Origin of the sequence: Rossellomorea orangium (assembly GCF_019334305.1) — a bacterium.
GTDB lineage: Bacteria > Bacillota > Bacilli > Bacillales > Bacillaceae_B > Rossellomorea.
Map to the genome: position 1 here is coordinate 344,450 of NZ_JAHWGH010000012.1, position 21,761 is coordinate 366,210.

General features: G+C 42.8%; 16 protein-coding genes and 1 other annotated feature. Of the genes, 12 read left to right on the top strand and 4 right to left on the bottom strand.

Annotation, left to right across the window (positions count from 1 at the left end; translation table 11 throughout):
- The first annotated feature begins 301 nt into the window (after positions 1-301).
- The 8 genes from hemA (at position 302) to ysxE (ending at position 9,092) form a co-directional block, all read left to right on the top strand.
- Positions 302-1,654 carry a glutamyl-tRNA reductase gene (gene hemA, locus KYJ26_RS08310; protein ID WP_219166798.1) on the top strand — a complete coding sequence of 451 codons (1,353 nt, stop codon included), beginning with the start codon at positions 302-304 and terminating at the stop codon, positions 1,652-1,654.
- A 15-nt stretch (positions 1,655-1,669) separates the two neighbouring features.
- On the top strand, positions 1,670-2,503 hold the full coding sequence (gene ccsA, locus KYJ26_RS08315; RefSeq protein ID WP_219166799.1) for a cytochrome c biogenesis protein: 834 nt from the start codon (positions 1,670-1,672) through the stop codon (positions 2,501-2,503).
- A gap of 17 nt (positions 2,504-2,520) precedes the next feature.
- A complete protein-coding gene (gene hemC, locus KYJ26_RS08320; RefSeq protein WP_219166800.1) occupies positions 2,521-3,453 on the top strand; it encodes a hydroxymethylbilane synthase in 933 nt (310 codons plus the stop codon).
- Positions 3,453-4,235, top strand: a complete 783-nt coding sequence (locus tag KYJ26_RS08325) for a uroporphyrinogen-III synthase (RefSeq protein ID WP_257474928.1) — start codon at positions 3,453-3,455, stop codon at positions 4,233-4,235. The genes hemC and KYJ26_RS08325 overlap by 1 nt, the downstream gene beginning before the upstream one ends.
- Positions 4,236-4,262: 27 nt before the next feature.
- Positions 4,263-5,237: a porphobilinogen synthase gene (gene hemB / locus KYJ26_RS08330; protein ID WP_219166802.1), complete on the top strand. Its 975-nt coding sequence runs from the start codon at positions 4,263-4,265 to the stop codon at positions 5,235-5,237.
- A gap of 56 nt (positions 5,238-5,293) precedes the next feature.
- The gene (hemL, locus tag KYJ26_RS08335; protein ID WP_219166803.1) at positions 5,294-6,586 is read left to right on the top strand and encodes a glutamate-1-semialdehyde 2,1-aminomutase; all 1,293 of its coding nucleotides are present in this window, start codon (positions 5,294-5,296) and stop codon (positions 6,584-6,586) included.
- Positions 6,587-6,719: 133 nt separating this feature from the next.
- Positions 6,720-7,931: a stage VI sporulation protein D gene (gene spoVID, locus KYJ26_RS08340; RefSeq protein WP_219166804.1), complete on the top strand. Its 1,212-nt coding sequence runs from the start codon at positions 6,720-6,722 to the stop codon at positions 7,929-7,931.
- A gap of 132 nt (positions 7,932-8,063) precedes the next feature.
- Positions 8,064-9,092, top strand: coding sequence for a spore coat protein YsxE (gene ysxE, locus KYJ26_RS08345; RefSeq protein ID WP_219166805.1), 1,029 nt, complete (start codon positions 8,064-8,066; stop codon positions 9,090-9,092).
- 35 nt (positions 9,093-9,127) lie between these two features.
- On the opposite strand, the gene KYJ26_RS08350 is transcribed toward ysxE, so the two are convergent.
- On the bottom strand, positions 9,128-9,316 hold the full coding sequence (locus KYJ26_RS08350; RefSeq protein WP_034760497.1) for a hypothetical protein: 189 nt from the start codon (positions 9,314-9,316) through the stop codon (positions 9,128-9,130).
- A 163-nt stretch (positions 9,317-9,479) separates the two neighbouring features.
- Positions 9,480-9,707: a binding site (T-box leader), on the top strand.
- 66 nt (positions 9,708-9,773) lie between these two features.
- On the opposite strand from KYJ26_RS08350, the gene KYJ26_RS08355 reads away from it, so the two are divergent.
- The 4 genes from KYJ26_RS08355 to KYJ26_RS08370 all read left to right on the top strand — a co-directional run bounded on the left by KYJ26_RS08355 (position 9,774) and on the right by KYJ26_RS08370 (position 18,708).
- A complete protein-coding gene (locus tag KYJ26_RS08355) occupies positions 9,774-12,425 on the top strand; it encodes a valine--tRNA ligase (protein ID WP_219166806.1) in 2,652 nt (883 codons plus the stop codon).
- A 130-nt stretch (positions 12,426-12,555) separates the two neighbouring features.
- Positions 12,556-13,869, top strand: a complete 1,314-nt coding sequence (locus KYJ26_RS08360; protein ID WP_257474929.1) for a bifunctional folylpolyglutamate synthase/dihydrofolate synthase — start codon at positions 12,556-12,558, stop codon at positions 13,867-13,869.
- A 107-nt stretch (positions 13,870-13,976) separates the two neighbouring features.
- Positions 13,977-15,689, top strand: coding sequence for a sensor domain-containing diguanylate cyclase (locus KYJ26_RS08365; protein ID WP_219166807.1), 1,713 nt, complete (start codon positions 13,977-13,979; stop codon positions 15,687-15,689).
- 136 nt (positions 15,690-15,825) lie between these two features.
- Entirely contained in the window at positions 15,826-18,708 is a 2,883-nt protein-coding gene (locus KYJ26_RS08370) for a vWA domain-containing protein (protein WP_219166808.1), read from the top strand.
- 39 nt (positions 18,709-18,747) lie between these two features.
- Here the strand turns inward: KYJ26_RS08370 and KYJ26_RS08375 are convergent, their stop codons facing one another.
- The 3 genes from KYJ26_RS08375 to KYJ26_RS08385 are packed head-to-tail and all read right to left on the bottom strand — an operon-like array spanning position 18,748 to position 21,703.
- Positions 18,748-20,628, bottom strand: a complete 1,881-nt coding sequence (locus KYJ26_RS08375) for a FapA family protein (RefSeq protein ID WP_219166809.1) — start codon at positions 20,626-20,628, stop codon at positions 18,748-18,750.
- A gap of 15 nt (positions 20,629-20,643) precedes the next feature.
- A complete protein-coding gene (locus tag KYJ26_RS08380) occupies positions 20,644-21,231 on the bottom strand; it encodes a PilW family protein (protein ID WP_219166810.1) in 588 nt (195 codons plus the stop codon).
- Complete coding sequence (locus tag KYJ26_RS08385) at positions 21,173-21,703, bottom strand: type IV pilus modification PilV family protein (protein ID WP_308807552.1); 531 nt, start codon at positions 21,701-21,703, stop codon at positions 21,173-21,175. Before KYJ26_RS08385 ends, KYJ26_RS08380 begins: the two co-directional genes overlap by 59 nt.
- Between the last annotated feature and the right edge of the window lie 58 nt (positions 21,704-21,761).

The window sequence follows — 21,761 nt, forward strand, 5'->3', positions numbered from 1 at the left end:
ATAGTGAGAAACCTTTCCATCACTTGATTCTTTAGGCATGTTTTGGTACCCTACATTAGTAGGTAATGTCAAAATATATATGATTTCTTAAGAAATGAAAATGCTTACAAGCGTTTTTCTTTCTCTTTCTTAAATGTAATGATGAAATGAATGTTTAGCAAGTCCCGTAAGAAGCAGTCGTTTCTACCCTTTTAATGTATCATATTTAGGTTTCAATTTCTGTTCACATTTCAAGGTCAGGCTCTTATGAGGACATGTTATAATAAAAGTAATGATTTTACTTGGGGGTGTAGTGCATAGCATGTATACAATAGTCGTTGGTTTAAATTACAAAACGGCCCCTGTAGAGATTCGCGAACGTTTATCTTTCAATGAAACTGATCTTCCTTTAGCTATGAAAACATTAAAGGGAAAGAAGAGCATCCTTGAAAATGTGATTGTTTCTACGTGTAATCGAACGGAAGTATATGCGGTAGTAGATCAGCTTCATACAGGTCGTTATTATATTAAAGATTTCTTATCTCAATGGTTTGATATAGATAAAGAGGAGTTCACGCCGTATCTGTTCATTTATGAACAAGAAGGAGCCGTTGAACACCTTTTTAAAGTTGCATGTGGATTGAATTCCATGGTTCTTGGGGAAACCCAGATCCTTGGTCAGATCCGTTCAAGCTTCCTGAATGCCCAGGAGTCCGGAGCGACAGGAACAGTATTCAATCACCTGTTCAAGCAGGCGGTGACCGTTGCGAAAAAGGGTCATTCAGAAACAGAGATTGGCTCGAACGCTGTATCAGTCAGCTACGCAGCCGTTGAACTCGCTAAAAAAGTCTTCGGCAGCCTGGAGAAAAAGCATGTCCTCATTCTTGGAGCGGGTAAAATGGGGGAACTTGCCATCCAGAACCTCCATGGCAGCGGAGCCACTAAGGTGACTGTGATCAATCGTACTTATGAGAAAGCTCAAACACTTGCTGAACGATTCAGCGGGAATGCTAAAACGATGCAGGAGCTTCAATGTGCCCTGGTAGAGGCAGATATTATGATCAGTTCTACAGGTGCAAAAGATTTTGTGATTACGAAAGAAATGATGTCCCATGTGGAAAGCATGAGGAAGGGTCGTCCGTTATTCATGGTGGACATTGCCGTTCCAAGGGACTTAGATCCAGCGATCGGGCAACTTGAAAGTGTTTTCCTTTATGATATCGATGATTTGGAAGGCATCGTAGAGGCGAACCTGGCAGAACGCAAGAAAGCGGCTGAGCAAATCGAAATCCTGATTGAAGCTGAAATCGTTGCTTTCAAAGATTGGTTGAATATGCTCGGAGTGGTACCTGTCATTTCTGCCTTAAGACAAAAGGCTCTTTCCATCCAGGCCGAGACGATGGAAAGCATTGAACGTAAAATGCCTGATTTAACCGATCGTGAACGCAAGGTTTTGAATAAGCATACGAAGAGTATCATCAATCAGCTATTAAAAGATCCGATCCTGCAGGCAAAGGAATTGGCAGGAATGCAGGATGCTGAAGATAAATTGGATTTGTTCATCAACATCTTTAACATTGAACAACAAGTGCTGGAGCAGAAACAAGGGAAAGCAGCCAACGAAAAGACTGAGAGCGGACAGAGCTTTACACCACAACCTTCTTTTCAAGCATAAGTGAGGTTATTGTCGATGTTTGAACAAACGATGACTAGGCTGCACGAACTTATGATTGTTCTGTATGCTATTAGTATTCTGTTTTATTTTATAGATTTCTTAAACAAAAACCGGAAGGCGAACCTGTTTGCCTTCTGGTTACTTGCGATTGTTTGGGTCCTTCAAACAATCTTTTTATTTCTTTACATGATGAACACAGGCAGATTCCCGGTCCTCACCATCTTTGAGGGACTTTATTTTTATGCCTGGGTCCTCATCACCCTGTCCCTTGTCATCAACCGGTTGTTGAGAGTGGATTTTACCGTGTTCTTCACAAATGTACTCGGTTTCATCATCATGGCGATCCATACATTTGCCCCCGTTCAGGTAGAATCCCAGGCGATGGCGGAACAGATGGTATCCGAATTACTATTGATTCACATTACGATGGCCATATTATCGTACGGGGCATTTAGTTTATCCTTTGTGTTTTCCCTCCTGTATCTCTTGCAGTTTAAGCTGTTAAAGGAGAAGAAGTGGGGGCAGAGGTTATGGAGAATCAGTGATTTGTCCAAGCTTGAGAAGATATCATATATTTCAAACTCCATCGGTGTCGCCATGCTGCTCCTCAGCCTGATACTCGGACTTCAATGGGCATACATCAAGCTTCCGGAGTTTCTATGGTATGATCCCAAGATCATAGGATCATTCATTCTATTAATTTTATATAGCAGTTATTTATACCTTCGTATTAAAAAGAATGTATTTGGTAAATCATTAGCTTTTCTTAATGTTGCAGCCTTCTTGATCATCTTGATCAATTTCTTTCTAGCTAGTCGGTTGTCTTCATTCCATTTCTGGTATTCATAAGTTTTCAGGAGGTCATTATGAGAAAAATTATTGTAGGTTCAAGACGAAGTAAATTAGCCCTTACCCAAACCAATTGGGTGATTGATCAGTTGAAGGCATTGGACCCTTCTTACGATTTCGAAGTGAAGGAGATAGTCACTAAGGGAGATCAGATCCTGGATGTCACTTTATCAAAAGTTGGCGGTAAAGGCTTATTCGTTAAAGAAATCGAGCAGGCGATGCTGGATAAAGAAATTGACATGGCTGTCCACAGTATGAAGGACATGCCGGCGGTGCTACCTGAAGGGCTCACCATCGGTAGCATACCGGTTCGCGAAGATCATCGCGATGCGTTCATCAGTAAGAATCATGTCGCACTTAAAGATCTGCCAGGTGGTGCGATCGTCGGGACAAGCAGTCTTCGTAGAGGGGCCCAGATCCTGTCTGTACGTCCTGATCTTGAAATCAAGTGGATCCGCGGTAATATCGATACGCGTCTTTCCAAACTTCAGAACGAAGATTACGACGCGATCATCCTTGCAGCAGCAGGACTATCACGAATGGGTTGGACATCCGATGTCGTAACGGAATTCCTGGATCCTGATCTTTGCCTGCCGGCAGTAGGTCAAGGCGCATTATCCATCGAATGCAGAGAGGACGATTCTGAAGTCCGTGACCTCCTTAAGAAATTCGCATGTGAAGAAACAACGACTACTGTAACGGCCGAAAGAGCGTTCCTTCATAAAATGGAAGGTGGCTGTCAGGTTCCGATTGCCGGATTTGCCGAACTTAAAGACAATGGTGACGTTGCCTTGACCGGGCTTGTCGCTTCACCGGATGGGAAAACGATCTACAAAGAATACATGACCGGCCAGGATCCAAAAGAAGTAGGAGAAAAAGTGGCTGAAAGTTTAACAAAGCAAGGTGCAAAAGCCTTGATCGATCAGGTGAAAGAGGAGCTCGATCAATAATGAAGGGTGAGGGGCCTTTAGAACATGTAAAGGTTTTGATTACTCGTGGTAATGAGGGATCCAGTGAGACAGGATCCCTCATTAAGAGCGAGGGAGGGGTACCCATTTTGGTTCCACTTCTTCATTTTCAATCCCATAAAGACCCACGGGAGAAAGAGTTCCTTAGCCACCTGCATACATATGATTGGATTATTTTCACCAGTAAAAATGGTGTGAAGTTTTTCCTGGAGGCATTGAAGAGACAGGGAATCTCTTTAGACACATACAAAGGGAGATTCGCTGCTGTCGGGAGCAAGACGGGGCATTATTGTCATAAATGTGGAATTACGGTTTCCTTTGTTCCGGAGAATTTCACTGGGGATGACTTCGCGGAAGAGTTCATGTTGAAGGTGAATCCCGAGGCACACGTCTTGATCCCGAAAGGTAATCTCGCAAGGAATGTGATTGCATCTCAATTATCCTCAGCGGGGGTTGCCTGTCAGGAATGGATCGTGTATGAAACAGTCCTTCCTCAGAAAAGTATCGTGCAATTAAAGGAAATCATCGAGAACGAACGAGTGGATATTATCACCTTCACGAGTTCATCGACGGTGCATCACTTTATGAAGGTCATCCGTGAATATTCACTGTATGACCGCATCCGTGATATCCCCATTGCATGTATTGGTCCCATCACTCAAAATATCGCCGAACAATACGGATTGCATGTAAAAATCTGTCCAAGCGTTTATACTGTAAATGAAATGGTGAATGAGATGAAGGAATATATCTCTTCCCGCTAGTTACAAAACATTAGGAGGCTTTTTAATATGAAAGACCTGCAATTTAACCGCCATCGCCGCCTGCGTCAATCGGAAACGATGCGTGCGCTTGTTAGAGAAACACATCTTAGAAAAGAAGATTTAATTTACCCTCTGTTTGTTGTGGAAGGGGAAAACATCAAGAATGTCGTCCCGTCCATGCCGGGTGTTTATCATATCTCACTCGATAATTTAAAGGCAGAAATGGATGAAGTGGTTTCTTTAGGCATTAAATCGATCATCCTATTCGGTGTCCCTGCTGAAAAGGACGAATTGGGGAAACAGGCCTACCACGATCATGGGATTGTTCAGGAGGCCACCCGCTTCGTGAAGGAACAGTACCCAGACCTTGTTGTCATCGCCGATACATGTCTTTGCCAATATACGAGCCATGGTCATTGTGGAATCGTCAAAGATGGCAAAGTCCTTAATGATGAGACTCTTGATTTACTGGCGAAAACCGCCGTCAGCCAGGCTGAAGCTGGTGCCGACATCATTGCCCCATCCAACATGATGGATGGATTTGTTGCAGCCATCCGCCACGGTCTCGATGAAGCAGGATATCATGATGTGCCGATCATGTCCTACGCTGTGAAGTATTCATCCAGCTTCTATGGCCCTTTCCGCGATGCAGCCCATTCGACCCCGCAATTCGGGGATCGCAGAACGTATCAAATGGACCCTGCGAACCGCATGGAAGCCTTGAGAGAGGCTCAATCCGATATGGAAGAGGGAGCGGATTTCCTTATTGTAAAACCGGCCCTTTCTTATCTGGATATCATGCGTGAAGTAAAGAATCGATTCAATGCTCCCGTTGTCGCTTATAACGTAAGCGGCGAATACAGCATGGTCAAAGCAGCTGCACAAAACGGCTGGGTGAACGAACAGGAAATCGTAATGGAGAAACTGACGAGCATGAAGCGTGCAGGAGCAGACCTTATCATTACGTACTTCGCAAAAGACGTAGCGAATTGGTTATCCTAATTGGTGGAAAGTTTCTGTAAGGATGACTGAAAAGATCACTAAAGGAGGAAACCATATTGCGTTCATATGAAAAATCAAAACAAGCATTCAAAGAAGCAGTGAAATTGATGCCGGGCGGGGTGAACAGTCCGGTTCGGGCATTCAAATCCGTCAAAATGGATCCAATCTTCATGGAAAGAGGAAAAGGGTCGAAAATCTACGATATTGACGGCAATGAGTACATTGACTATGTCCTTTCCTGGGGACCGCTCATTCTCGGTCACAGCAATGATCGTGTCGTGGAGAGCATTAAGAAAGTAGCCGAAAACGGGACAAGTTTCGGTGCTCCGACAGAAATTGAGAATAAGCTTGCTCAACTCGTCATCGACCGTGTACCAAGTATCGAAGTCGTACGTATGGTTTCTTCCGGTACAGAGGCGACAATGAGTGCCCTCCGTTTGGCCCGTGGATACACAGGCAGAAATAAAATCATAAAATTCGAAGGTTGTTACCACGGACATGGGGATTCGTTATTGATCAAAGCCGGTTCAGGTGTCGCGACCCTTGGTTTACCTGACAGCCCTGGTGTGCCAGAAGGAGTAGCCAAAAACACGATTACAGTACCTTACAATGATTTAGAAAGCATCCGCTATGCATTCGAACAGTTCGGTGATGACATCGCAGGTGTAATCGTCGAGCCTGTTGCCGGAAACATGGGTGTCGTACCTCCGCAACCCGGCTTCCTGGAAGGTCTGCGTGAAGTAACGGAAAACCATGGTGCTCTTCTTATTTTTGATGAAGTCATGACAGGCTTCCGTGTCGGCTATGGCTGTGCCCAAGGCTTTTACGATGTAACTCCTGACTTAACCTGTCTTGGTAAAGTCATCGGTGGGGGACTTCCTGTCGGTGCGTATGGCGGGAAAGCGGAAATCATGGAAAGAATCGCTCCAAGCGGTCCGATTTATCAAGCGGGCACCCTGTCCGGAAATCCGTTAGCCATGACGGCTGGATATGAGACACTCAGTCAGCTGACTCCGGAAACCTATACTGAGTTCTCACGTAAAGCAGACTTACTGGAGGAAGGCTTAAAGAAAGCGGCAGAAAAGCACAATATTCCTCACAGGATCAATCGTGCAGGCTCCATGATCGGCATTTTCTTCACGAATGAAGAAGTATCAAATTACGAAGGTGCCAAGTCTTCTGATCTTGAGATGTTTGCCGAATACTACCGTGAAATGGCCCATGAAGGAGTATTCCTGCCACCATCTCAATTCGAAGGACTCTTCTTATCGACAGCACATACGGATGAAGATATTGAAAAGACCCTTCAGGCAGCGGAAAAAGCGTTTGAAAAAATGAGCAAGAAGTAATGAGGCAGCCGATCCTTTTAGGGGATCGGCTGTTTTTATTTGTTTTCCTATCATATTCATCCTTTCTGTTTCATAAAGTGATAATGGCATTGTTTACTATTTCTTTGTTTGGAACTTGAAAGGAGGAATTTCTTTGTCACAAGAACAACAATCGTGCTTACGATTTTCTTTGGAAGAATCAATTTGGTTCAAAAAAGGACAGGAAGTTGAAGAATTGCTATCCATCTCCTTAGATCCTCATATAACGATACAAGAGCAAGAACAGTATGTACTTATCAGGGGTAGTCTGGATTTGACCGGTGAGTATCTGCCAACGTCACCGAGAGAAGAAGAGGATGATGAGTTTGAAGCAAGCGGTAAGTTTGTGCAGACAGTGGAAAAACGAGAAAAAGGTGAATATGAATTTGTTCACAGGTTTCCCGTGGATGTAACAATCCCGAAAAACAGGATTGCCAATTTAGGCGATATCGATGTGTATGTCGAGTCTTTCGACTATGTCGTGCCTGAAAATGCCTGCTTAAAGCTGAATGCCGATTTAACCATCACGGGAATCTACGGGGAGCAGCAGGCGCACACACCATTTGAATCGGAGTATGAAAGGGAAGAGGAATTCGAGCCCCTTTACCGGTCGAGTGCAGTCGCTGAAGCAGAAGTAGAAGAAGAAGTGGAAACGGAAGAAGAGGAAGATCGAGAAGAAGTGTACGAATACGAAAATTACGATGAAGAAGAAATCACCACTTATGTAGAAGAGGAAGCAGAAGAGGAAGAAGATGATGCTGACGACGAATACCAATCGTTTAATCTGGAAGGAAGGACCCCGCCGGCTGAACATGAGGATGAAATTCCTGTTCAGATTCAGTACGATTCAAATCCTGCCCTTTCCTATGAAGAAGTGGATTACCGGAAAGAGAATGTATTTGAACTTCCACAGCATGAGCTGAGTGAATCGTCAGAAGAACAGCACGCGGAACCCAAAGCCGCCTATACGCCTCCGCCTGCTCCTAAGTATAAGGAAGAGGAATTGGAAGAAGAAGAGTCTTCGTCATCGTCCTCTGCGGTGGAAGCAGAAATGGATGAAGAAGAGGGAGAAAAGAAAAAGACAAAAGGGAAAAAGAAGTACGAATCCATCTCATTAACGGATTTCTTTGCCCGTAAAGAGGAGGAAAAAGGAGCGACTCTAAGGGTATGCATCGTACAGGAAGGTGAGAACCTCGATTATATTGCCGAGAAGTATGATCTGACCATCCCGCAGTTATTACGGGTGAATCAGCTCGAAGCCAATCAGGATGTATATGCAGGGCAGGTTCTTTATATCCCGAACAGTGAATTCGTATTCAAGGGGTAGAAGCAAAGGTCGTTCCCATCTGAGGATCGAATAAAAGAGAAGGTAGATATAGCAAAAACGATGGGGCTGACACCAAAATCATTGGAGTTGGTCCGTTTTTTTTAAGAAAAGTAATCTTAGAAGGTGAGAGGAATGGTACAAACGCTGGAGGGATTAAAGCCTGTCTTGCAGCCTTATGGGGTCGAACCCCATTTTGTTGAGAGCTTCGGGAAAATTTCAAAAGTATTTTCAAATAAAGGCACTTTAGCAGTTAAACAGCTTTCTGCCCAAAACGGTGTGGACTTTGTCAGGAATGTACAAATGCTCTTTCAAAGGGGCTATAATCGGATTGTTCCGATTTATCCCACCCTGGATGGACGATATGCAGTATGGAATGAAGGGGATTTATATTATGTCATGCCCTGGCTTTCAAACTATGAACGAGAAGATCAATTTGAAAAGCACCAAAAGATGTTCAGGGAATTGGCGAGACTTCATACCCTTTCTTCCCAGGAAGTGAAAATTGATAAAGAAGAGAGAGAATCCCACTACGAACAGCTGACGTCCAGATGGGAAAAAGAGCAGCAATTCCTGGATGAGTACGTAGAAGCATGTGAGAAGACCACATACATGTCCCCCTTTCAATTTCATTTTTGTATGTATTATAAGGACGCATCCCAAGCATTGAAATTTTCACGTAAAATGCTGGATGAATGGTATGAAGAAACCAAAGAACTTGAAAAAGTCCGGACTGTTATTACGCATGGGAAGGTGTCGACGGAGCATTTTCTTTTTGACGAAAGAGGTATGGGGTATTTTGTCAACTTCGAGTATTCCAAGATGGCATCGCCTTTTCATGATCTCCTGCCGTTTTTGTCGAGGACGCTGAAAACCTACCCAAAGTATTATGAGGAATGCATTGAGTGGCTAACCACTTACTTTCAACATTTTACCGTACGGAATGAAGAGAGGCTCCTTTTCATGAGCTACCTGGCGTATCCCAGCTCCGTCATTGCCGTAGTGGAAAAATATTTCCATACACCGAAAGATAAGCGAAATGAACGTAAATCCCTGAAGAAGTTACAGCGTCACTATTGGCTTCTTAAAAATACCGAATATGTTGTCATGCGCCTGGATGAAATGGAAAAGCAGAAACAGGAGCAGGCAGCGGAATCAGAATAAAAAAAGAACTGACGAATTCATATGTCGTCAGTTCTTTAAATCCAATCAAAGTAGATGGCAAGGCCGATACCAATGAACAGGGTCAACAGAAGAACATCAAAAGTGGTTGGGAGCAAGATGGTGCGGATCCCTTGGAAGATGGTAAAAGGAATGATGAACTGCTTACATATGAGACGGGCATTCCCCATCCATTTCTGCAACGTATACTGGTTGATTTTCTTCATAAACATCCACTCACTTTCTGGGTAGATTCACTACTTTATCTTATGAATGAAGGATGGAATGGTGCCTATGTATAGGCGAAATGAATATTTTTCAACAAAATCGCCAATAATGATTGACGAAAGTTTATCTTTTCCTATACTATAATGAATAAATGAATAATCACGAAAAGCAATGAACAGGAAGAGTACATTGGTCCTTACTTTCAGAGAGGAAAATCGTTTGCTGAGAGATTTTCTACGTTAAGACAATGGAAGGTCGCCTGAAGAGCTGTTTCTATGAAATGAGAGTAGTAGAAGCCGGTTAAAAGCCGTTATTTCCGTCGAGAGTTCAGGAGTCTTCTTTCTCCTGAGAAAAAAGGTGGTACCGCGAATGGAATCCTTCGTCCTTTTCACAGGACGGGGGATTTTTTTATTTTTTTTTGAAAATGACTCACAGTATGATATAGGAGGAAATCACATGGAAACTCAAGATCAACAATTAGCAATGCCGACGAAATATGATCCCAATGCCATTGAACAGGGACGCTACAAATGGTGGCTAGAAGGCAAGTACTTCGAAGCGACGAACGATAAGGAGAAGGAGCCTTACACCATCGTTATCCCTCCGCCGAACGTAACGGGGAAACTTCATCTTGGTCACGCATGGGACACAGCACTGCAGGACATCCTGACAAGAATGAAACGGATGCAGGGGTACGACGTACTTTGGCTGCCAGGTATGGACCATGCAGGAATTGCCACTCAGGCAAAAGTAGATGAAAAACTTCGTAACCAGGGAATTTCACGGTATGACCTCGGCCGTGAGAAATTCGTGGAAGAAACATGGAAATGGAAAGAAGAGTATGCCGAGCATATCCGCCAGCAGTGGGCTAAGGTAGGACTTGGTCTTGATTACAGCCGTGAACGCTTCACACTTGATGAAGGATTATCGGATGCGGTTCAGAAAGTATTCATCGATCTTTACAATAAAGGATTGATCTATCGCGGTGAATATATCATCAACTGGGATCCTGCAACAAAGACTGCGCTATCAGATATCGAGGTTATTCATAAAGATGTTCAAGGGGCATTCTATCACATGAGATACCCTCTTGCTGATGGAAGTGGCCACATTGAAATCGCGACAACGCGTCCGGAAACGATGCTTGGTGATACAGCGGTAGCGGTACATCCAGAAGACGATCGCTACAAGCATCTCATCGGGAAAAAGGTTACCCTGCCAATCGTTGGACGTGAAATCCCGATCGTCGGTGATGATTATGTGGATATGGAATTCGGTTCTGGAGCGGTGAAAATCACACCGGCCCATGACCCGAATGACTTTGAAATCGGGAACCGCCATAATCTTGAACGCATCTTAGTGATGAATGAAGATGGAACGATGAACGAGAGAGCTGACAAGTATAACGGCATGGACCGTTTTGACTGCCGTAAGCAAATCGTAAAGGATCTTCAGGAATCAGAAGTGTTGTTCAAGATTGAAGAGCATATGCATTCGGTTGGGCACTCCGAGCGTAGTGGGGCAATCGTAGAGCCGTACCTTTCAAAACAATGGTTCGTGAAAATGGATTCCCTGGCTGAAAAATCCATTCAACTTCAAAAAGATGAAAATAAAGTAAACTTTGTTCCAGATCGTTTTGAGAACACGTATCTTCGTTGGATGGAGAACACACGTGACTGGTGTATCTCTCGACAATTATGGTGGGGACATAGAATTCCAGCCTGGTACCATAATGAAACGGGAGAAATTTATGTAGGTGAAAAAGCTCCTGAGGATATTGAACAATGGACACAGGAAGATGATGTACTTGATACGTGGTTCAGTTCAGCACTATGGCCATTCTCTACCCTTGGCTGGCCGGATACAAACGCAGAAGACTTTAAGAGATATTACCCGACAAGTACTCTAGTTACAGGTTACGATATCATTCCTTTCTGGGTTTCACGTATGATTTTCCAAGGTCTTGAATTTACTGGAGAACGTCCATTCAAAGATGTATTGATTCACGGTTTGGTTCGTGATGCTGAAGGGCGTAAGATGAGTAAGTCACTAGGAAACGGTATTGACCCTATGGAAGTCATCGAAAAATACGGTTCCGACTCCCTTCGCTACTTCCTTACAACCGGAAGCTCACCAGGACAGGATCTGCGCTTCTCATTTGAGAAAGTGGAAAGTGTTTGGAACTTTGCGAACAAGATCTGGAATGCCTCCCGATTCGCATTGATGAATATGGATGGAATGACATACGATGAAATCGATTTATCAGGTGAAAAGTCCGTTGCGGATAAATGGATCCTGACACGCTTGAATGAAACGATCGAGACAGTTACACGACTTGCAGATCGTTACGAATTCGGTGAAGTGGGACGCATACTATACAACTTCATCTGGGATGACTTCTGTGACTGGTACATTGAAATGGCGAAGCTGCCTCTTTACGGTGAGGATGAAGCGGCGAAAAGGACGACCCGCTCGATCCTGGCCTATGTACTCGACAACACAATGAGACTTTTACACCCATTCATGCCGTTTATTACCGAGGAAATATGGCAGAACTTGCCGCATCAAGGCGAATCCATCACGGTTGCAGCATGGCCAACGGTTGATGAAAAGCTGACGGATAAAGCGGCAGCAGAAGAAATGAAGCTTCTGGTTGACATCATCCGCGCTGTACGGAATGTTCGTGCAGAAGTGAATACACCAATGAGCAAGCAAATCAACTTGATGCTAAAAGCAAAGGATGCCCATACCCTGACAATCATCGAAAAGAATCAATCGTATATCGAGAAGTTCTGTAATCCTGAGAAGCTTGAGATGGGCACAGATTTAGAAGCGCCGGAAAAAGCAATGACGGCAGTGGTTACAGGAGTGGACCTCTACCTTCCATTAGAAGGGCTGATCAATATTGAAGAAGAAATCGCCCGACTTCAAAAAGAACTCGACAAATGGACGAAAGAAGTTTCCCGGGTTCAAGGTAAGTTGAACAATGAAAAGTTTGTAAGTAAAGCCCCTCAGAAAGTAGTCGATGAGGAAAAAGAGAAAGAAAAAGATTATTTAGAGAAACAAGCGACTGTTAAAGCACGAATCGAAGAGCTTAAATCAGTTTAATGTTTATATTGAATAAAGGGTAAGAAGAGGGCAATCGATTCAGGTCAGATGGATAGGTGGGTGCATCGCCGACCATCAGACCTGATGAAGGCCCTTTTTCTAATGACATCCAAGTGGGAGTGAAAGAAAATTGTTGAATTATGAATCGGCAGTCGAATGGATACACTCAAGGCTGAGACTTGGAATCAAGCCGGGATTGATGCGGATGAATCACCTCTTGGAGGAACTTGGGAATCCCCATCAAAAACAGAGAACGATCCACATCGGTGGAACGAACGGAAAAGGATCTACCGTCACCTACTTGAGAAATGTGTTACAAGATGCAGGATACACTGTTGGGACATTTACTTCTCCTTATTTCGAACGTTTCAACGAACGTATCAGCATCAATGGAAATCCTGTCAGTGACGATGATCTGACCTTACTTGTAGAAAAAATCAAGCCGGTCGCAGAAAGGATGGAGAATTCGGAATGGGGTCCTCCATCCGAATTCGAAGTCATTACAGCCATGAGCTTTTACTATTTTGCCGAAATGAAGCCCGTCGATCTGGTACTCTATGAGGTTGGCCTCGGGGGAAGGCTTGATTCAACGAATGTCATCACCCCTATGCTTTCAGTGATTACGAGTATCGGAATGGATCATATGCAGTTTCTTGGCAACCGGATAGAAGATATCGCTTATGAAAAAGCGGGTATCATTAAGAACAATGTGCCGGTTGTTTCGGGTGTGCATCAACCAGAAGCAAGAAAGGTATTAGAAGATAAGGCTGTAGAGGTGGGGAGTGAGCTCTTTCAGCTGAGTGAGGATTTCTCGGCAAAGCGTACGGCCCTTTTAGAGAAAGGGGAGAGGTTCGAGTACCAGTCGCCCCTTCTACATGATGTGTTCGAGATTTCAATGATCGGGAACCATCAAATCAATAATGCTGCTCTAGCCATCAAGGTAGTCGAGCTTCTCGAGAAAACGTGTGAGATGAAAATAGGTATCGAGAACATCAGGCATGGATTGAAAAAGGCCACTTGGCCGGGAAGAATGGAAGCTTTATCGGATACCCGTGACATTTATATTGATGGAGCCCACAATCCAGAAGGAGTGGCGGCCCTTGTAAAGACGATGAAAGAACGCTTCCTCCATAAGAAAGTAACCGTTCTCTTCTCGGCACTCCATGATAAAGAATTAAAACCGATGATCAATCATTTGGAAGATGCAGCGGATTCTATTGCATTTACGACCTTTGACTTTCCGAGAGTGGCATCCGTTGAAGAGCTTTATTCCGTATCTTTACACCCGAATAAGGTAAAAGTGCATGATTGGAAAGCATACCTCAAAGATAAACTATCCATCATGCAGGATGATGAAGTACTGCTCATAACGGGGTCTCTCTACTTTTTATCTGAAGTAAAACCGTATTTACTTCCTTTATTGGAAAATTACAGAAAAAATTAAGTGACTTTGTTTGGGTGCTTTGATAAAATATTCTTAAACTTGTGACTATTTAACTAGTATAGTATGATCAGACTATACTTATTCAATGAAACCTATGGGGGATAGATATGACGTTACCTTTAAAGAAAAAGCTGTACTTGTTGCTGGCATGGCTTGCCGTTGTGCCGGCCGGCTTGTATTTTACATATCAATACTATCCCCCTGAAAATATTGCAGGAAATGAGTTGGAGTTCATTACATTAGTGGCCTTTGCCACTTTCATTCCCCTCATGCCCATCGTTATTAACGGTGCCACCATATTTTTCATCCAGTGGGTGACTCTTGTTGGTTTCATTAAATATGGACTATTTATTGAAATCGTCCTCATGCAATTTTCTATCATCCCATTGCTCATAAGACTAAGGGTGACGAAGAACGACTGGCATAGAATCCCTTTGAATTCATTGATGTTTTTTCTCGTTTCATGCATCAGTGGATTAATTTACTTTATGCTTGGCGGGGAAATTGCTGAGAGGGATCTGGGGCAGCTGATTATTCCGATCCTTTGCTATCAGGTTGTATCCATTATGATCAATCAGATTCTGCTCCTTTTGTACCATCATTATGTGGCTAATAATGATGTGCGCTTTTACAGTAAGGACTTCATATGGGATTTTACTGCGAATATGATCATGTTCCCTTTGTCTCTATCACTCTATTATTTAACATTTGAGCTCGGAGCCATTGCATCATTGCTGATCGGCGTCCCCTTCGTCAGTCTATCCATCATCTTGAAGCTTTATAATTCTTCAGAAAAGATCAATGAATACCTCCAGAAAGCCGGGGAAATCGGTCACCAGTTAACCGAGAGCCTGAAAGTCACAGAAGTACTTGATATTTTCATCGAGAAGATCATCGAGACCCTTCCTGTAGAGTATGCGTACATCCTTGATTGCCATGAAGAAGAATTAGTGCTTCTCCGCCGTGTTGAAAATGGAGAAATGAAATCCAATAATCTGCGCCCCCTTAAGAAAAACCAGGGAATCAGCGGTGTGGTATGGGAGACGGGGAAGTCCGTCCTTTACACGTCCCGGTCTGAGTGGACCGATATTGCAGAAGGCTACATGCCTGAAGATGTAGAAAGTGTACTATGTGTGCCCATCGTCAGAAGCCAGAAAGTGAGGGGCATCCTTCTCCTCGCTTCTTCCAAAAAGAAGGCATATGAGAAATTCCAACTGATGATCGTCGATATCCTTTGCTCCTATTTCGGAGTGGCGATCGCCAATGCAAGGCACCACGAACGTACAAAGAAAAACAGTGAACGATGCGCCCTTACAGGCCTTTACAATTACCGTTACTTCGAAGACCTCCTATCCATGGAATATAACAATCTTGAGGCAGGAAAAAGAAAAAATCTCTCACTTATCATGCTTGACCTGGACCACTTCAAAGTGATCAATGATAACTACGGACACCAGAGTGGAAACGAAATCCTGATTGAACTTGCCGACCGCTTGCGCACGCTGATCGATTCCAAAGGGACGGTGGCGAGATACGGAGGGGAAGAATTTGTGATCCTCCTTCCGAACACGGAAAGGGAAGAGGCACTCCAAATCGCAGAGTATGTCAGGAGCACGATTGCCAATCAGCCATTCACACTGCATGATAGTTTGGACGAGTCCAATAAGCAGATGATGGTAAGGATTACGGCGAGTATTGGAGTATCGACTGCTCCGGAAGATGCAGACGATACATTGGCGTTGATTCGTCATGCGGACCGTGCGCTTTATACGGGTGCGAAGCAGGCAGGGCGGAATCGGGTGGCGCAGTATGTGAAGTGATGGAGAGGATGTCTAATGAACAAAGAGGCATCCTTTCTTTATGAAAAAAGAATAGATCTTGAGTATTAAGTCCTATTAAAATAGTTTTGAGATTGATATAATGAAAGTATTACAGGATGCCAAAAAGAGGGATATAATGAGAATTCAACCAAAACTTCCGTTACTAGTGTTCTTGATATTTGCATTCATTTTCCATTCAAGCAGTGCCTTTGCAAAGGGAAATGAAGACCTGAGAGTAGACTTTAATGCAACACCTTCACAAGAAGTAATTGTAAAACCTGTAGAAGGTAATGCAAAAGCGTCATTGGATTTCAATATTATCCCTTCAGGTGAAGTGAAAGAGACCAGCCGTCCACCGATTGACGTCGTCTTTGTGTTTGATAAATCAGGTTCAATGAACAGTACGAATAATAAGCTGCAAAACGCAAAGAATGGTCTGACCAGCGCTGTCCAATTCTTTGAAAAGAATAAACAAAGAAATGACCGTTTTTCCCTCATTACCTTTTCTTCTGATGTTGAAACGATTGTTCCATTAAGCAATGACCTCGATGCCATCAAAACTTCTATGTTACATACCACCGCTAATGGAGGCACAAATTATACAGATCCTTTGCGTGCCGCGAAAAATATGCTGAAAAACTCTCCTAATGAAAAATATATTGTGTTTTTAACGGACGGACAGCCCATGATAGCTACAGCAATTGAGAAAGTTAAAAAAGAAGTATGTACAAGATACTGGTTGGTATTTTGCAGTGAAACAGGAGTGGTTGAAAGTGATGAACAAGTAGTCTATGATTATCAAAATCGTTACAGTTACAACAAGTGGCTTCATAAAATATATTCAACGGATAATAGTAAGCTGAAATCATTATTTATTCCTTCTGCTTTTTCAATGGACGGTACCTCTTTTAATCCCGGGTGGTACAATCCAGGAGATCTAGAAACGAACAGTCAACAAATGCAGGCCTTAATTAAACAAAAAGGTCTTGAAGTCTCCAAAGAATTATATAACGCTAAAATCACCATGCACACCCTTGGATACGGGGAAGGGGACCTGGATGACCGATACCTACAAATGCTTGCACAGCAAACTTCGGGTAGCTTCATAAAGGCAAGCGAGGGAAGTGTTTCGGATGCGTTTGAAAAATTGGCGAATAAATTAAACTCAGTCAAATTAGATGGGGAAGTCGTCGTGCCATTGCCGGCAAACGTAACGGTTGACCGAAATCAGTATAAAGTGGTCAATAACTTTGTGTATTTGCCGTTTTCCACCGTTTATGAAGTGGGGCAAGGAGCACCGTCACCTATTACAGTGTCATTACCGGTAGAATTTACGACAAAGGGTACCTACACATTTAATAACTTGAAAATACAATACAAATCAGCAGAAGAGACAGCCTGGAGATATACAAACACCCAATCCGTGACGATCCAGGTGAAGGACGATGCACCTGCATCCGTTACAGGAAAACTTGAACTGAATAAGAATAAGCAGGAATTATTCAATTTAATTATTGAGCAAGGAGAAGATACAAACTCTTTTACAGGAAAATATCAGTTGGAATTTGGAGGTCTGGAAAATCCAAATGCTAAGGGAAATGTAACAGACATCATTATTTACCAGCCGCTACCTGAAGGGGTGGATATTGCGGATAACACCAATGTTTCAATAGAGAGCGTTGATGGTCAACGAACGGCAGTCATGAAATTAACTCAAAAGGTTGGCTTTGATAAAGGGAAATTCTCGCAACCTACCCTTTCGGCGAATATGAAGATGAAGGCAGTGTGGGCCATCAACAATGTGAAAATGCCTCAGCCAAGGGTTTCTTATATCGATTCCAGATTTGGTACAAAAGTGATCAGTAATTTGACTCCTGACCAAAGTGAACTAAGTGCAAAAGTAAGGACCAGGAAGTATTACAGTCAAAAAGAGTATGCGTATGACGGATATTCTAATGGAGTGATCAAAAAAGTAAGGGTTTCGGGGCAGGGGGAAACGACTCTCGCAGTTCTAGAAGCTGGAGGAAGTAGCCGTTATCCGAATAAAGCCGTAAAGGAATTAGTTGCAGGTACTACCTGGCTATCGATCACCTATAAAGATGGATCCACTTCTGAGTTATCATTTATTCCGGATTTGACTGTAAAAGATACTGTCACTAAGAATACGTTGGAGGATGGAGCTTCCATTTCGAACGAGGCAGAATTCAGCTTATCAAACGGTGTGCCAGGTCAAGATGTGACATATCAATACCGTATTCTGAATGAGGATGAACCAATTGATGGATGGAAGAGCATTAACGTGGAAGAGTGGAAGACGCTCGATATGTTCGGCAAGAATGAAGTCCAGGTGAAAGCAAGCGGCGGGTTTGCACTCGATGACTACATCATCGGGAAATCCGTCTGGATCGAAGGGGACGACTTAATACGTGTGCCTTCTATTATTGAATTATATGTAGGCGAAACGAAGACATTTGATATCGACGTGTTTCCATTTGGAAAGCCAAATAATAACTATCGTGTCAGTGTAACCCCTGGTGACGATTTACTCTTAAACTCGGTGTATACACAAACCATTTCTTCCAAGGAGAATAAAATCACCGGAATATCTCCCGGAATCGATGTGGTTAAAGTAGAGACCAAAAATGGAAAGTACAAAAAATATATCCAGGTCATCGTAAAATCCAGGGTAGTAAAGCTCGAAAGTATGGATTTTGATCAATCCAAGTATACGTTGCTTCTTGAGGGAGACGACTTTGACATTGTTTCAAATTTAATCTTCAATCCTACCAATGCGACAAACCAAAACATCAAGAGTGTAACAGATACAGGAAATGGTGTCGTCGATATCGTAAAAGAAGACGGACAATGGAAAGTGATCCCCGAGAAAAGTGGAGTGACAACCATCACTGTGACATCAGACGAAAACCCGGATATTAAAGCCAGGGCGATTTTCGAAGTTGTTTCAGAAGAAGACGAAGATCCTGATACGGAAGACGGCAGCATTGATGGCAGATGGTAAAGGAAAAGCGAGTCCATGAGAAATCATGGGCTCGCTTTTTTACTGGACGATGATTTCGTCACTTATGAGTGAGAGGGATTCTACCCTTGGCAAAGCCTCCAACTTTGAGAGAAGAACATCCCGATTATAATGGACGATAAATCGGGATAGCTTTTCTTCCTGATTTGAAAAAAGGTCAGTTTCAATTCGATCCATATCATCGACTTTTCCGCGAACGGCATTTATAGTCAGATTCCCTTTAGAAAAAACGCCGCCGTTCACATAGAAAAGAGAACCGACTCCATATAATGTTGCGTCACTATCCGTATATAAGAAGGCTTGTAATGGTTTAATGTTTTCAGATGGATCTGGTAATAGGTCGGTCTCTTTCTTTTCATTTTCATCAGTATAATATTGAAATTCATTCATCCTCGTGACCAACAGTTCTCCTTTAGAAAGTAAAATCAGCTGTCCGGAAGTATCTGAGCCTAAAGGATTTTTTATACCTGTGATGTTCAAGTTCGAGATGCTGGTCTTTCCCTTGGCATAGATGACAGAATCAAATGCCATTTCATCATCTTCTTCACCTTGATCATTTGCGTCTCCTTGAATGGTTAAGTTCTTCCCTGAAAAAACGTTGCCTTCAATCCTTGAGGTAGAGTTCTGGGATTGAATCGTCATATTATCGAAACTGACAATATTCTCTTTCAGGCTGATGGGAGCATTCGCTTCAATGGACACTTTACCGGCTGCGACAATGTTTCCGATCGACATGTCCCCTGAGACATTTGAAATGGTTACATTTCCTGTAGAGATGATATTTCCGATATTCATCGCTGAATCTGCCAGAATGTTAACATCACCGTTGACGATGAGGTCAACTCCGCTATGAACGAGATTCTTTACGGTGATACTCCTATCGGCTTTTACTATACCTTGTACATTGGGATCCAATATGCCTTTCAACAGCGGCAGGAAGAGAGAACCGTCTGTTAGAAAGTTACGGGTGATCGTATTTCGTAAATTTACCTGAGTCAAGTTGTTATTGAGTGAAAGATCCAGGGAATTTAATACTTTTCCAACTTCATCATTGTACGTCTGGTCAAATGAAATGTCGGTAAATTGACTGTCCTGCTTTATGTTAGGTGCTGAGACGTGCGGGTAAAACTGATTTGTATCCACTAGGGATTTCATTTGCGCATAATTGTCTTTGTCATAGCTGGTATAAATATCCCCGATGATGGATGGGAAAGGTGCAGCCACTTTTTTATCCTTATGATTGGACAACTGATAATTGGCATCCTCTCTGATGTCTAGTGATTGAGCATATACATTGCCTACAAGATGAGGTGATCCGTTTAATTCCAGTAGTTCCCTGGCTCCCAGTGTGTATTTCAGGAAACTTGGGATAGGAGATAGGATAATACGCTTACGGACAATCTTTTCAACTTTTCCTTCCTCTGCATCAGGGTTTTTTGTGTTGACGATAATCTCATAAACCCTTGTAAGGTTTGTATTGAGAAATTCCAAACCGAACGTGTGATACTGAAGATTATTTGCCCTCTCGCATTGGTCTCCCAGTAAATTAGACGCTCTATCACCGCTTACATCTACGATTGTAATACATTTGATAGAATCAGAAGATTGATAGGATGGGATGATGTCTGTTCTTATGAAGTCAGTCACTTTCGTATTGATATTACCTGTCGTCAATCCATCAATATCCAAAGGTTTCGTTGGTTGCAGCTGAGAGATAAGTTTCGCAGAAATTTCCTCAACTGCTTTTATTCCCTCGTATGTAATATCAATATCCGTTTCCCTTACTTCCGTTCGGTTGGCACCTCCTATTGTAGAGCTCATGATGGCCATTCCGATCGTTACCATGACCAGGGAGGTGATTAAAACGGTCAACAGGGCATTTCCTCTTTGATTCATAAACATGTGATTTCCTCCCTTCTAAAAGCCGAAGCTGCTTTCTAATTGTAGTGTTTTATGAAAACGGGTATCGCTTACGTTGTAGGTTAATTGAATGATGGCATTTTCACAGGGATCGGATGAGCAGCTGGTAAAAACCTTTGAACCGGTAAAATCGGATGGAGTAGCAAGGATTTCCCCGTTGAAGCTCCATTGCTCTTTTCCGTCAACTTGAACAAGCTCGAGTGTCTGTTGATCATTTATGACTTCTGCATTTTCTACTTCATAGAAAGATTTGTCAGAGTAGGGAGTCACGTTTTTTTCACTGTCATTCACAAATGTAATGCAGCTTTCATTGGAGGATGAACATTCTTCTATTCTGTCGAAAGGATAGGAATAGAGATTCTTCATCACCATGGCTGAGACATAATCTGCATCCTCCCGTAATTGGGCATCGATTGAAACTTTTTCGTAGACTTTATAACCCGTTATGAAAGCTCCATATGTAACAGGGAGAAGAATGGCCGATATAGTAAGTGTAACCAACAATTCAATCAGGGTGACACCCCTGTTATCGGATATCTTCGCTTTTGACTTTGCCATCCAATGTCGTACTGTATTCATGATCATCTATGGTCCACCTCACTTTGACTGTTATTGGAATGTAGGAATTTAATTCTTCAGATGATGACACTTCTTCTGAAGAAATGGAGGCTTCATATTCCAGTCCGTTGACGGTAATGTTTTTTTTCTGGGGGCATGCCTGACTGATTTCTGATTCAGCGGCAGAGTTAGAGAAAGTAAGATAGCTATCATTACAGATAAATAATGCAAGAAAATCATCTTCGGGGGGATGCTGGCCGGTGTTCACTTCGTTAAAAAAATTTCTGATCTCCAGAAAATCCTGTTTCTCCATGAACATGAGAACATTTCTCGCAACGTTGACTCCCACAGTCTTCTTTTGATTACTATTTGTATATGTACTCGATTGAAGAAAGAAGTTCATGAAGCTTAAAAGGACAATTCCGAGAATCGTTATGGATACCAAAAGTTCTATCAAAGTTAAGCCTCTATTATTTTTTAATATTTTTATCAGTTTCACCCCAACACCTGCTTTCAAAATACCTGACTTTATTATACAATATCTAGTAGTCGAAACT